Source organism: Marinilabilia sp., assembly GCF_016278715.1.
GTDB lineage: Bacteria > Bacteroidota > Bacteroidia > Bacteroidales > Marinilabiliaceae > Marinilabilia.
Genome location: NZ_JADQBH010000186.1, coordinates 1 through 14,385 on the forward strand (window position 1 = coordinate 1; position 14,385 = coordinate 14,385).

Sequence of the window (14,385 nt, forward strand, 5' to 3'; positions counted from 1 at the left end):
GACGCTCTTCCGATCTTGGTGTGGTATGGAGGTACCCTGATTCTGGCTGATCCTGATTCCCTGAATGCAGCTGAGTTCCTTGCTTACCTTGGTATTTTTTACCAGATTATTAATCCTGCCAAAGCTTTTTCCAAGGCGATGTACAGTATTCAGAAAGGAATGGCTGCTTACGACAGGATTGATGATATCCTTAGTGCCAATGTGGCTATCCAGGAAAAAGATAATGCTCACAGCATCAATGAAGTCGCCGGTGGTGTTGAATACCGGAATGTTACCTTCGCTTACAATGAGGCACCGGTTCTGAAAAATGTAAATGTCAACATTCCAAAAGGGCAAACCATTGCTTTGGTAGGACAGTCGGGGAGTGGTAAATCTACATTTGTTGACTTGCTGCCGCGATTTTATGATGTATTGGAAGGCTCCATTCTGATTGACGGGCAGGATATTCGTGACCTGAAAATTCATGATCTCCGTGACCTGATGGGTAATGTAAATCAGGATGCCATTTTGTTTAATGATACCATTTATAACAATATTGCCTTCGGGGTGGACGATGCTACCCCTGAAAAGGTGGAAGAGGCGGCCCGGGTGGCCAATGCGCATGATTTTATTGTCTCTTTCGACAATGGTTATGAAACCATCGTTGGAGATCGTGGCGGTCGGCTTTCGGGAGGACAACGTCAACGTATCAGTATTGCCCGTGCGGTACTTAAAAATCCTCCGATTCTGATTCTCGATGAAGCTACCTCAGCACTGGATACCGAATCGGAAAAGCTGGTGCAGGAAGCCCTGGAAAACCTGATGGCCCACAGGACTTCTATTGTTATTGCTCACCGTTTGTCAACAGTGCGTAATGCCGATTGTATATATGTATTCCATGAAGGTGAAATTGTGGAGACCGGCACGCATGATGAACTGATTTCCATGAAGGGGATTTATCAAAAACTCAATGATTTGCAGATGAGATAGTTTGTTTGAGCAATTTCTGTAACTCTTGTTTTGTTTTTTCGTATCGTCAAAAGTAAAAAGTCTTTGCAAGAAAACACTAACTACTGCGTTATTCTCGTTTTTGAATCAGTTATCCCGAAGTGGCTTTTGTAAGGTTTTTATCCTAAAAACCAACAAAAAGCAAAATCGGGACTCTTAGGATTCAAAAACTTCGAAAGCCTTGTATTTGGCGCTTTCTTATCAAAGACTAAAAAAACCTTAGTTTTCTTGCTGGCACTAAATAGGTGTGTGAAGATGAGACGATTTATAATTTTTGTGTTTTTCTTTATTGTCGGGATATCAAGCGGTTTGTTGAAAGGACAAACTCCTGAAAACTGGGATTTTCCCGAAAAGTACGATTCCCTGGTTGTTTTTCTGAGTGACAGTCTTGATGATATTCTTGATGTTAAAATTAAGGTAAAGGAAAAACGTATTGGAACAACCATGGCCATGCGGCCTTCATTCTTCTCCTTCTTTAAGAAACCTGAAAATCGCACCTATGTATTGTGTATCAATAATCGCGAGAATTTTTCAGGTATTTTGTTTCGTGATGTTCCTCACGAGGCCCGGATTGGGCTGATTGCTCATGAATTCATGCATGTGCGCGATTATCAGGAGCGTGGTTTTGGTGGACTCGTGGAACGGGGATGGCAGTACCTTTCCAAAAACGGCAAACAAAAATTTGAGCACGAAATTGATCAGATGGTTATTGATGCCGGATTTGGGTTTTTTCTCTACTATTGGAGTGCTTATGTCCTCGAAGAATCAGATGTTGACGATAAATATCGTGAGTTTAAAAGACGCGTGTATATGAAACCAAAATTAATCCTGACAGAATTGAATAAGCTGGGAGAGATTGAGGTAATGTAGGGGGGAATAAAAGACAGATCATTGGATTCAAAGATGCCGGAAGTAAGAGGAATTATATAATTCTGATATCCTGAGTTTTATAAATGATTGTGGCTGTAGTTTAATTATGCGTTTTTGTCATTAGAGATTGCTTCGGGTATGGCCCTCGCAATGACCAAATCTTCGGGTAACAGAGAAGAGTTGGCAGATGGCAGGGCAGTTTCTTAGCCCTGCCATCTGCCAACCTCTTCCATATAAAAGTGAAAGAGCGTCAATGCGATCCCGATGAGGCACGAGACCGGGAGAAGCCATCTCTAAAAATACACACGCGACTATAAACTTAAGCCATGATTCTTCGCAATTATTTAGTCTGCCATAAGATCGTCGAAAGCATTTGATTTACTCTGAATGTGTTATGACTATTCTTTGGCTGTTATTTCAATATTGGATCTTCATTCAGACATCAACCCTTCCTGAAATTAAAAATTCGCCAGCACATCAGCAATATGCAAAGTTTTAATGGGAAGCTCGTTCTTTTTGATGTAACTCTCAATATTAATCAGGCACGAGGCTTCCGTGGAAACAATGAATTCTGCTCCTGTGGATAATGCATTTTCTACTTTCTGTTCCACCATTGCTGCGGATACCGGAACAAACTTCACCATGAAAGTTCCGCCAAAACCGCAACAGGTTGTGTTGTCAGGTAGTTCCCGCAATACCAACCCTTCCACATTTGCCAATAATTTCCGGGGTTCATCTTTCAGCCCATACTCCCTCAAGGCAGAACAGCCATCATGAAATGTAACTTTGTGAGAAAACGAGGAACCTAAATCTTCTATCCCGAGCGTATTAACCAGAAAGTCGGTAAATTCAATGATGTTTCTGCCTACTCTTTCCACATCTGCTTGTTTCTCTGGTTCATTTTGGAATAACTCCCGGTAATGATTTCGAACATAACCTGCACATGAAGCAGAGGGTACCACAATGAGACGGTCGTGGGGAAAGTCTTTTAGAAATTTTTCGGCAATTTTTCGCGAGTGATTCCAGTATCCGCTGTTAAAAGTGGGCTGGCCGCAGCAGGTTTGATTTGGATTGTATTGAACCTGGGCTCCTGCTTTTTCCAGAACTTTAACCACATTCCAACCGGTTTTTGGATATAGTTGATCGATAAAGCAGGGAATAAAAAGATCTACGGTCATATTTTTTATTTGTCTTTGATACAAATTTAATGTTTAGCGCGAATAATACTGCGTTCAGCAAGGTATAAATATCTGAGTCATTTTTTCTATTTGATAGAAACTGAGCCTGAAGGGCTCTTATGTTTATAGTTGTGTGCAACAATATAAAATATCGACACTGAAGGTGTCGTATACTTTAGTAATTGTTAGAAATGTCTTTTTTCATTAAAGATTGCTTCGGCCATTGGGCCTCGAAATTACTGAACCTATTCCATATAAAATAGTTAAAGGGGGTCGAATTCCGACTTAGGGAAAGCAATCTCAATCTTTTTGCCGGATACCAACTATTTAAAACCTAAAAAAAAGAATCAGTGTGTTGGTGGCGAGTTGTTTATAAAAGAATTATTTTATAATTTAACCATCCAAAACTATACCCCATGAGAAAAATTTACTGCTTTTTACTTTCGTTTTGTGTGTTTGCACTGATGTCGCAACAACTTTACGGCCTTGATGTATCCGGTTCTATATCCACAGCGACCAACTGGGGCCCGGAACAAGTAAACGTAACAGATGATTTAAGTATTTCTGCATCTGTAACTATTGCTGCCGGTACCAGAATTGTTGTTGCTGACCAAGTTAAGATAACGGTTGATGCCAACGGTAGCATTCTGGCAAACGGAGCCACAGGGAATGAAATTGTTTTTACAGCTGCGACTCCTTCGATGGGTTGGCCAGGAATCTATTTTAACAGTGGTGTCGGGGATGATGTTCTTTCATCATTTGAATACACAAGGTTTGAGTATGGAAAGGCCGATGGAACTGAGGTTGAAGAAACATCAGGAGGGGCTGTGTATCTCAAATATCATTCTAATGTTGTATTTCGTAATTGTACTTTTGAAAATAATGAGGCGAAATCCTATGGTGGCGCAATTAATTCTGCCTATTCCCAACTTGTTCTTGAAAACTGTGTTTTTATTTCAAACCTAACAAACGAGTTTAATGGTGGAGGTGCCATTCATATCGTTAACTCAGATGGACATGAACTGAAGATAGAAAATTGTTCTTTTTATAATAACAATTCCCATACAGGCGGGGCAATACATGCTGAGTTTGCCGGTGGGTTAACTGTTTCTGGTTCTGTTTTTGCCAATAACGAATCCAATTACGGAAGTGCCGTAACCATCAGTCAGTCATCTTCGAATAATATTTCGTTTATCTCAAATACTTTTGTCAATAATCTGGCAAATAACTCTTCAGGAGCAGTACTTAATGTTTCTTCCTACACGGAGAATTTTTTGTTTGTCAATAACATCATTTACGGTAATGAAAATGGTTCAGGTAACCCTGCGGCTATTGATTTTGTTAGCGAGCCTTATGTTCCGGTTTTCAGGAATTGTTTGATTGAAGGTGGCCTGGCTTCTGTTACCGGTCTGCCCCTGGACTATACCTGGACCGGGATGGTTGATGGTGATCCGGAATTTGTGGCTCCGTCGGGTGGAACCGGACTCTTTGCCGACGGGAATATTGCCAATTGGCAACTTAGCGAACAATCCCCTTGTATCAATTCAGGCACGGAAGATGCATCCGGATTAGGTTTGCCGTTGACCGACCTGGCAGGAAATGCCCGCATTCAACAGGGGCGAATAGATAAAGGAGCTTTAGAGAGTGCTTTTGTGTCAACTGTCATGGCTGAGAGGCCTGATAATACGGGTTTTAAAATATGGTACCGTCACGATGCAGGTCAAATAGTTGTAAGTACTGATAATACAACCCGGTTTACTGGAGTATTATACAACATTACCGGTGCATTGGAAGTAGATAAACGCCCTGGAAATTATCAGAATCACATGACTTTTTTGACCTCTGGGTTGAGAAAAGGTATTTATGTGGTCACTTTACTTGGACAAAATGGAAAGGTGTTGAATATTTCCAAAATTGTTCTTAATTAAGGTTTCATATCTACCGAATCAAATACCTTAACATTTTCCCAAAGTTGCTCGTTATGCTTAACAAAATCGAGATGAATAGGATGTTTCTGATAAATATCCTGGTCTTTTTTGCTGTTAAAAATTACCATTAAGGAATATGAATAGGAATGATCCACCACATCCCGTTCTTCGGTTGATGCCGGAACACCGAGGTGAAAGTTCTTTATCTCATCAATAGTCACCAGTTTTTTCAGAGCTTTCTCAAATTGCTCACGGGTTTTGCTATCCTCCGGGTTTTTTAACCAGAAATAGACATGATGAATCAGGATATTTGATAGTGGTTTCATGGATTTCTGCGCTTTGAGTGAGTAAGATGATAAACCAACCAGACTAATTGTTGCGGCTACCTTTTTCAGAAATGTTCGTCTGTCGCTCATGGTAGTTGTGAATTAATTATCCATATCTAATCGGGAAACAAGTTATTCTTTCTCAAAAGTAGCAACTTTGTGTTAGTGAACCTCTGCTTTTAAGTAATTTTTATTGATGAGCAGTCGAATCAGGAATAAACTCCATTGAGATACTGTTCACGCAATGTCTGGTGTTCTTTTGGGTAAAGCCTTCTCCCAGGAAAACATGACCCAAATGTGCTCCACATTGCGCACAGGTGATTTCGGTGCGACGTCCGTCTGCATCGGTCTGGCGTTTTACCGCCCCTTCAATTTCATCATCAAAGCTTGGCCAGCCGCATTGTGCATCAAATTTATCACTGCTATGGTAAAGATGTGCTCCGCAACGTTTGCAGGTATAGATGCCTTTTTCTTCGTGCTGGTAATATTTTCCGCTAAAAGGCCTTTCTGTTCCTTTATTGATGATGACATGCTCTTCCTCGGGCGTCAACTGTTTAAAGTTGAAGCGTGTGCTGTCGTTTTGTGCCATAACTGAGCCTGTGAATATGATTAATAATATGGTTATTAATGCTTTCATGAGAGTGTTTGTTCGTTTCGGGTTTTGAGTTCAGAACTCAGAATTCTTCTGCCTTATATCCGGCTTCATTAAGAAGTTCTTTAACTTCATTGGGATCTCCTTCTGTCTCCACCGTCAGTATTCTGTCGGGACTCTCTAAATCAACACTCCACTTATTGATATTGTTTGATTTTTCAAGAAAAGGAGTTACGGTGTTGATGCAGCCGTTGCATTTGATGGTTGTTTTGAATTTAAGTGTTTTCATAATCTGTTTCTTTAAATGTTTATTACTATTAACAACACTCCGTCATCCCGAAGCTTCGGGATTAGAAGTGTCTGATAGTCAATGGTTTACATGGCTCGCAATATGATGCATAACTCTCTCATAATAAAAACTTTGCGTCATTGCGTCTTTGCGTTTATGTTTTTTTTAACGGACTATTGTATTAAAAATGACCTTATTTTACCTGGTTGCGGTGGGTTAAATTTTAGCCCTTTTGAGGCGCAGACTGTTGCTGACAACCGAAACTGAACTGAATGCCATTGCCGCACCTGCAATCATGGGATTCAGTAAGAATCCGGAGATTGGGAAAAGTACCCCAGCAGCAACCGGAATGGCCACTACATTGTAAAAGAATGCCCAGAAAAGGTTTTGACGGATGGTTTTCACTGTCTTGTCAGACAACCGCATTGCTTCTGGAATCTTCATCAGATCGGAAGAGGTAATGGTCATGGCGGCCACATCCATGGCAACATCGGCACCTTTGCCCATTGCAATGGACAGGTCGGCCAGCGCCAGGGCCTCGGAATCGTTGATGCCGTCGCCCACCATAGCGACAATTTTGCCTTGTTGCTGAAGTTCCCTGACAAAAGCTGCTTTTTCATTGGGCATCACCTGTGCTTTAAAATTTTTGATGTTTGTAGCATTGGCAACTGCTTTTGCTGTCTCCCGATTGTCTCCGGTGAGCATATAGACTTCAATGCCTTGTTTCTGCAGACGATTGATAGCATCCCTGGAGGAATCCTTGATTTTGTCTGCTATGGCAAGAATGGCAACCATTTCGTTATTTATTGCCATTAGAATGACCGTTTTTGCCTCGTTCTTTGCTGACAAAGAGTCGGAGACATTAATGTTGTGCTGAAACAACAGGGCTTCATTTCCAATAAGGATTTTTGTTTCACCGATTTCCGCACTGACACCGTTCCCTGAAAGATTCTGGAAATGATCAATTTGGTATTTTTCAATAGATTCACTTTTCTCAAGGTGCTGAATAATTGCTCCGGCCAGAGGGTGTTCTGAATGACTCTCCACAGCGTGAAGCATGCCTTCGATTTGTTGTTTGCTATGTTGCGGGGAAATTATCTCCATATTGGTCACCTCAGGTTTTCCTACTGTAATGGTGCCCGTTTTATCTAAAATCACAACATTGGTTTTGTGTGCTTTTTCAAGGCTGGTGGCGTCTTTGATCAGAATTCCTTTATTTGCGCCTTTTCCCACACCCACCATGATGGCCGTTGGAGTTGCCAGTCCCAATGCACAGGGGCATGCAATGACCAGAACCGAAACGGTTGCCAGCAGTGCCTGGGTAAGATATTCGGTTCCTCCAAATGTCATCCATACGATAAATGTGAGCAAAGCAGTTGCCATCACCGCCGGAACAAAGATGGAGGCCACTTTGTCAACCATTCGCTGTACAGGAGCTTTTGTTGCCTGGGCGTCTTGTACTGTTTTGATGATTTGAGCCAATACAGTATCGCCACCCACTTTTTCGGCTTTCATGCTGAAACTTCCTGACTGGTTCACAGTTCCTGTAAATACTTTTGCTCCTGAGCTTTTTTCCGCCGGCATGGATTCACCTGTCACTGTACTTTCATCCACAAAAGAGGAGCCATCCGTAACTTCTCCGTCCACAGGTATTTTACTTCCGGGTTTCACTCTTAAAATATCTCCTTTTTCTACAAGATGAATGTCTGTCTCTTTCCAGGAACCGTCATCGGCCAATTTGAAAACTTTCTTTGGTTGCAGCCCCATGAGTTTGCGGATGGCAGATGAGGTGCCTTCCTTGGCACGTTCTTCGAGCCATTTGCCCAGCATAATGAAAACGATAATGACCGCTGCCGCCTCGAAATAGACATGAGCTTCCAGTCCTTGAGAAATCCAGACTTCGGGGAAAAGCGTGTTGAAACTGCTAAAAAGATAGGCCATACCGGTACTAAGTGCCACCAGTGTGTCCATATTAGCGGCTCCATGGCGTGCCTGCTTAAAGGCATTGATGAAAAAGTGACGTCCAAAAACAAAAAGAACGGGAGTGGTCAAGGCCCACATGATGTAATTGGCGTAAGGGAGATTCATGAACAACATCCCTATCAGGAATACGGGGAAGGCTAAAACCCCAGCCCATATTAGCCGCTTCCGCGTTTGGATGCTTTTCTTACGACGGGTTTCTTCCATGGCTTCATCACTACTCTCTTTTTCATCAATAATCAGGTCGTAGCCCACCGATTGAATGGCCTTTTTAATTGCCGGAAGTCCAATGTTTTCAGGTACCCATTTCACTTTTACGGTGTTTTGGGCCAGGTTAACCGAGGCATCCAACACCCCCTGTTGAGCATTCAGCATACTTTCCACACTGGAAGAACAAGCCGCACATGACATCCCATCCACCGGAAGTGACTTTTCGCTGACTACCGGTTCAATGCCAACATGTTGAAGATTTTTAACGACTTTTCCCAGTGCTTTTGTGGCATTACTTTGAAATACAATTCGTTGGTTGTTGGGTTCCCAATTCCATGCCTCAACAGCATCAATGTCCTTAAAAGCTTTTGCCACCACTGATTCCTGAACATCACTGCTGGATGTTGCTATGGGAATTATCCATTTATTTTTTTTGTCGGGCATATCGTTGTTTGTTTTTATACAAAGATAATCCAAGGAGTGTGCTGGAGCTTTACACTATTTTCGGAAAAACTTACAGGGGGCAGGAGGGGTGTTAAACCACATAAGAAACATAAATGGTTGAACCATATCAGGCATATAAGAATTATGGGCTAAAAAAATTGAGGGTTTCTCCCGTAGAGAGACCCTCAATCAAAACCAGAATTTATAAGGCTTAAAATAAGTACTAACCAATGAAGTTTTAGCCAGCTTCAACTGGTTTCGTTGACTGTGATGTTTTGCCTATTGTAAATTATGTCGGCTTGAAGCTGGCTGTAATCAATTCGTATTGGTGTGTAAATCAACTAAATAATGTGAGGTTTTAAATCTTATTTGACCAATACCTTTTGATGATTTATAATGTATATGCCTCCTGGAATTCCATGAAATGCGTTACGCCCTTGCCGGATTTTAAGGGTTCTGATTATTTTCCCGGTCAGTGTGTAAACGGGGAAGTCTCCTTCTACGTGGCTTTGTGCGAACAAGACCCCGCTGTTGGAAAAGAAAACCAGTTGATTACTGGGGATTTTCCGAATAGCGGTGGGGGTGGCCCCAAGTATGTGGCTTAATCCTGCGGTGGTGTAAAATCCACCGTTCACGACATCGAAACCTACACTTGCCGGGGCCTGGTTGCTGCCATCGGTGAAAAGGACTTTCCAGTTGTTGATTGTTCCATCAAGCGTGAATTTGTAAATGTTGTTGCCCAGACTTGTGGTGACATCTCCCGGCCAACCAGAAGTAATTATAACCGTGTTGCCATTATCCTCGTAATAAATGTATGCATTGACGCTGCTTCCCCAATTGTCTGGAGCTTCAAAGAAAATTGCCTGCTCGTCCTCGTAAAGAACCGGCTCTGTGGGTTCTACAGGATCTTCGGTTGAGGCCAGTAGGGGCTCTGTTTCGTCCGGATAGGCTCCCGGATTGCTTTCCACCGGACTGCTTCCATAAAGATATTTGCCATCTTCTCCGATTTTCCCTGGAGCTGGTGTTTTTTGGGTTTCCAGAACGTAGGCCCTCATATTTCCCTGGCCGGAAGCAGAAACGGACAAAGTATTGTTGGAGACGGTTTTTACATCGCCGGTTACCACATCGGTGTAGGTTCCGTTCAGAACATCTGAAAAAGTTGCATCGCCTGAAATGGCGACGCACACATAACTGTCAGTCACCTCGTCGGTATATCTTCTTTTAAAAGCGATACCGGAACTGTTGATGTTTGCTGTTGAGTATTGTCCCTTGCGCAATGCAGGAACCGCCATGCGGATCTTGCTGAGTCGTTGAATGTGTTTTGCCAGCGGGTGTTGAAGAGTGACAGAAATGTTTCCCGATGCATTGGTGTAGTCAGCAAAATCGTTGACGGTGATGTCGCCTGAGATGTAACCTCCAAAATAGGCACGTCCCGATTCTTTGAGGGCGATGGTGGGGCCTCTGTCAATTGGATAGCCTTTCTTGAACTCAATTTCACTTCCGTAATAGATACAAGGGATGCCGCGAAAAGTGTACATCAGGGAAAGATTCTCTGCCCAGGTGCTCTGGGGTCTGGCAAACCGTTCTCCTTCAGGAGCCTGGTCCGGAGCGTAATCGTGCGAATCGACATACACCACATTAAACGTGGGATCGTTGTAGGTGTAGTCACCACCGGTTGCCACCCCAAAAGCACTGTGCGCACTCTCAAAATTCCAGTGCATGGGGAAATCAATAACATTGAGCCCCGAGTGCATGGAATAGTCGGGTGTGTGGTAGTCATTGCCATTTAGAAAAGCATTGTCCGAGGTGGGTTGGGTAGAGGTACTGGTGTTGTCGTTGAAATTGGTAATGCACGATTGCTGATTGATAAACGGAAACTCACCATCCGGTACATGAACGTCCAGATATTCTGTTGGATCATCGCTCCAGGTATAGGTTTTTGAATCTTTCCAGGTATAGAAAGGTGTTGACATGGCCGGAGTTCCACGGTACCAATAGTTGCGGTCGCGGGTACAAATTTCGGCAAACATAAAGAAGTTGTTGTTGCCCACTGCTTCAGCAGCAGCTCTGAACGCGGGATTCAATACTTCGTTTAATACCAGCCGGGAGATATGGCGTCCGGTATCAATCCGGAAACCGTCAACGCCCATTTCAATGAATTGAGAATAAGCCTGAATGATATAGTTGTAAACTATGGGGTTTTCGGTATTCAGATCTACGCAATCGCCTGCTATCTGAGCCCATTGAGAGGTGAGGTCGTCCCAGTTGAAATTTCCGAAATGATGGTAATAATTGTCAGAATCGTGATTTTGCCCGTCCGTGTTTTTCATCAAGGCCAGTCTTGCCTGGTATTGCTCTCCGGGAGTCAGGTTGTCATAATTATCTGGAAGTTTTCCCGGTATTTTTACCATGCAGGCATCAGGATTTGCTAAATCGGCGGTGTAATCTTTTTCGAACATGGGGGAGAGGAACGCTTCCCCGAAATTGCCGGTATGATTGAAAACCACATCCAGAATAATTTTCATATCCCGGTTGTGTACCTCATCAATGAGATCCTGAAAGAGTACATCGTCCGACTCGTAGCGTGGATCGACTTTTTCGAAATTCATGGCATGATAGCCGTGGTAATCATAGCCGCTGGCATTCTCAACTACTGGTGTTATCCAGATGGACGTAAATCCCAGTGCTTTAATGTAATCAAGCTTTTCGATTAGGCCTTTAAAATCGCCCCGCCATGCAGGATCGCCCTGGTTCATGCTTTTTCCGTCCCAGCATTGGACATTGTTTTCCGGGTCACCGTCATAAAAACGAGTCGTCATGACGAAGTAGATGGTTTCGTCGCGAAAGTCAGTTCGGGAAAAGTCCTGGCTTAAGAGAGAAAACGACTGAATTAGAAGGGCCAGGATGAGGACGGGGTATATATAAGTTTTTTTGATTTTCATGGTTAAGCAGGTAGATTAATTAAATGAATGCAGAAATTGGATTTAGGAAATGCCACAAAGACCTCGTTATACAAATGGGTATTAGGTTACAATAGTCCGTTGAAAAATGATTTAACGGTGGGGTGCAAAGGCGCAAAGTTTTTATTGTCCGGAAGTTGAATTCAAACTCAGTCGCCTTGTAAGTGGTTTGTAATCAGATTATTGCAAGAGTTAAACTTAGTGTTGTGGGTACTTCCGAACTTCAAAACAAATTTTTTTCCTGATGGAATAAAAATAACGGGCAGTCCGGGAGACCAGACCGCCCGCAACATGGTCTTAAAAGGGCAATTTGTTAATGCTTTATTTCTTGATAAAGCTGCCAATGGTTTCATTGCCCGAAGCATAGCGTACTATTAGGAAGTAAATGCCGGGTTTTAGGTGAGAAACATCGAATTGTGGGGTTTCATCATTACTTTCAAAAATATTTGTGATGTTTCCATTGATGGATGCCACAGAGACTTTTGTTATTTGTTTCTCAGAGAGAATGTTGATGAAGTTTTTTACCGGGTTGGGAAAAATTTCCATTTGGTTGCCGGACTTTTGGATTTTTGCTACCGAGGTGATGACCGACGGGCACTCCACGTAATCCGCTGTATTACCTGAATAGCAACCGGTGGAAGTTACACCTTCAATATTAGCTGTTTGTGCACCGCTGTTGTTATTGAAAATGACATTCACATGCTGCAAGGATGTGTCAAAGTCATATCGATACCATCCGTCCTGAAATTCTGAAAGAAGAGTTCCGGGCCAAGCGCCGGTTTGCCAATCTCCATTTTCATCCCATGTGTAAATGTAGACATCTGGCCAGTTTTCTGTGTTCTGATAGGCCACTGAAATTGGGTTCGTTGTGACCCCATCGGTGCAATTGACTTCGATATGGGGCCATTTCCCATCTGCGTATTTACTTGCCAGGGTGCTGAAGCAAGCATCAGCATTAATATTGGTAATGTTTACTGTCTGCTCGGTACCATCATTAAAAAGAACATTCAGATATCCCGTAACATTCGTGAAAGTATAGGAATACCAGTTACTTCCTTCATCTGTCATTGCCTCTCCGGGCCATGTGGTTAAATCACCGGCATCGTCCCATGCATGAATATTAACATTGCTCCAGGCGGTGCTGTTGTTGTAAAACCTTATGGTAATAGAAGAGGAGGGGTCAGGATCCGGTTGGGGATCGCTACTTTCATTTGTCCAAACCGCATAATCCGTTCCAACGGTTTGCAGTGTATAACCGGCAGGTGCATCATAGCTGCCGGTACCAATCTTCACAATTAATGAACCGGTGAGTCCGGTAGTAGTGGCCACGTAAAGATTCTGGGCGCTTTGGTTTACGGTTACAGCGCTTTCGCTGTGAATTCCTGCCAGTTTGCGTGCTTCTATTAATTCATTAATTTTTGTTTTGTAGCTGGTATTATTCCAGTGATTCATCCAAACACAGGGAATTCCGGGGCTGGACAAGATAAATGCGTAAGCTGCCAGAACATTCCCAGTAAACCTTGAAGGATTGTCTGAGCGGCCGGTATCATGATTGTCCACGAAAGTAATCGCATACTTTTTGTAATAATCGTTGTGGATGAGACCTGCAGGTTGGTTTGCTGATCCACTCAGCCAAACCAGTTCAGTTAGGTTATAGCCATTGTTGAAGGCATTGTTTAATGCATATTTTGCCGGAAAATCAAAGGCGGTGGAGGTTGCATTGGTGTTATCAATCCATCCGGTTACCAAATCGTAATTGCTGTCCCAGAATTCACCCACCGACAAATATGCATTGGCTGTGTTGTTGTAAGTTTCGGTATAACTGCCGGCATAACCTTTAACCAGGTCGTATCGCCAGCCATCATACCCGATTTCATTTTTTAGAAAATCCAGATAGGCATTGATGGTATTTTGAACACTCAACTTTGTGTGATCCACATCTCTTGCAGCCCCATAGTTTTCTCCGGTGTCAGGATTGCCTGTGGGGGTGCTCGCATAGGGTAAAGACTGGTCTTTTACTTCGTCGCCCTCACAAATTGCTTCCAGGCCCCAGGAGAAAGTGGTTCCATTGTAGGTTTCGTCGGGGAAGTCCACCCAGTTGGTTTCGCCATTTCGGTGGTTAATAACAATGTCCGCTATTGCTTTGGTTCCGTTTGCATTGAGGGTTTGGATGAGTGTTTTTAATTCATTCTCGGTTCCGAAAGAACTGTTCTGGTCAAAATAAAAGACCGGAAGGTAGCCCATGGAATTGGTGGTTAGGTCGTTGCCGCTCGGCGGAAGCCAGATGAGGTCGAAGTTCTGGCCAATTTCAGGAGCCTGCGAGATAAGCGTGGCCCAGTTACTTGCTGAGTATGTATCCCAGCCAAATCCCTGGAGCATCACATCGGTTGACTGTGACGGGACTTGCGCCTTTGCAGGTGATAGAAATGAAAATAAAAGCAGAAATAAAACCAGCCTCTGTGTGTAGTAGATTTTTTTCATAAGGTAAAAGTTTTGGATTGTGTTAAAATCAGTAAATTGTAAATCCTGGTAAATTGCTCGGTTTTGCAATTGATTTTAAAACAAAAATAGAAACTTTTTAACACATGACAAGTATTGATTGATAGAAAGATAGAGTGTTT

At 42.9% G+C, this 14,385-nt stretch carries 10 protein-coding genes; 3 read left to right on the forward strand and 7 right to left on the reverse strand.

Annotated elements, in window-relative coordinates; translation table 11 throughout:
* On the forward strand, positions 1-969 hold a 969-nt coding region (locus QZZ43_RS11685), incomplete at its 5' end, for an ABC transporter ATP-binding protein (protein ID WP_291859392.1).
* A gap of 273 nt (positions 970-1,242) precedes the next feature.
* The gene (locus tag QZZ43_RS11690; protein WP_291859395.1) at positions 1,243-1,857 is read left to right on the forward strand and encodes a hypothetical protein; all 615 of its coding nucleotides are present in this window, start codon (positions 1,243-1,245) and stop codon (positions 1,855-1,857) included.
* Between the two features lie 458 nt (positions 1,858-2,315).
* On the opposite strand, the gene QZZ43_RS11695 is transcribed toward QZZ43_RS11690, so the two are convergent.
* Positions 2,316-3,035 carry a (Fe-S)-binding protein gene (locus tag QZZ43_RS11695; RefSeq protein WP_291859398.1) on the reverse strand — a complete coding sequence of 240 codons (720 nt, stop codon included), beginning with the start codon at positions 3,033-3,035 and terminating at the stop codon, positions 2,316-2,318.
* A gap of 416 nt (positions 3,036-3,451) precedes the next feature.
* On the opposite strand from QZZ43_RS11695, the gene QZZ43_RS11700 reads away from it, so the two are divergent.
* Positions 3,452-4,963 carry a right-handed parallel beta-helix repeat-containing protein gene (locus QZZ43_RS11700; protein ID WP_291859401.1) on the forward strand — a complete coding sequence of 504 codons (1,512 nt, stop codon included), beginning with the start codon at positions 3,452-3,454 and terminating at the stop codon, positions 4,961-4,963.
* Here the strand turns inward: QZZ43_RS11700 and QZZ43_RS11705 are convergent.
* The 6 genes from QZZ43_RS11705 to QZZ43_RS11730 form a co-directional block, all read right to left on the reverse strand.
* The gene (locus QZZ43_RS11705) at positions 4,960-5,379 is read right to left on the reverse strand and encodes a Dabb family protein (protein WP_291859404.1); all 420 of its coding nucleotides are present in this window, start codon (positions 5,377-5,379) and stop codon (positions 4,960-4,962) included. The genes QZZ43_RS11700 and QZZ43_RS11705 overlap by 4 nt on opposite strands.
* Positions 5,380-5,479: 100 nt before the next feature.
* A complete protein-coding gene (locus tag QZZ43_RS11710) occupies positions 5,480-5,926 on the reverse strand; it encodes a methionine-R-sulfoxide reductase (protein WP_291859406.1) in 447 nt (148 codons plus the stop codon).
* A 37-nt stretch (positions 5,927-5,963) separates the two neighbouring features.
* Complete coding sequence (locus QZZ43_RS11715; protein ID WP_291859409.1) at positions 5,964-6,170, reverse strand: heavy-metal-associated domain-containing protein; 207 nt, start codon at positions 6,168-6,170, stop codon at positions 5,964-5,966.
* A gap of 216 nt (positions 6,171-6,386) precedes the next feature.
* Entirely contained in the window at positions 6,387-8,804 is a 2,418-nt protein-coding gene (locus QZZ43_RS11720; protein ID WP_291859411.1) for a cation-translocating P-type ATPase, read from the reverse strand.
* A gap of 365 nt (positions 8,805-9,169) precedes the next feature.
* Positions 9,170-11,746, reverse strand: coding sequence for an alpha-amylase family glycosyl hydrolase (locus QZZ43_RS11725; RefSeq protein WP_291859413.1), 2,577 nt, complete (start codon positions 11,744-11,746; stop codon positions 9,170-9,172).
* A gap of 339 nt (positions 11,747-12,085) precedes the next feature.
* Positions 12,086-14,245 carry a starch-binding protein gene (locus QZZ43_RS11730; protein ID WP_291859415.1) on the reverse strand — a complete coding sequence of 720 codons (2,160 nt, stop codon included), beginning with the start codon at positions 14,243-14,245 and terminating at the stop codon, positions 12,086-12,088.
* Between the last annotated feature and the right edge of the window lie 140 nt (positions 14,246-14,385).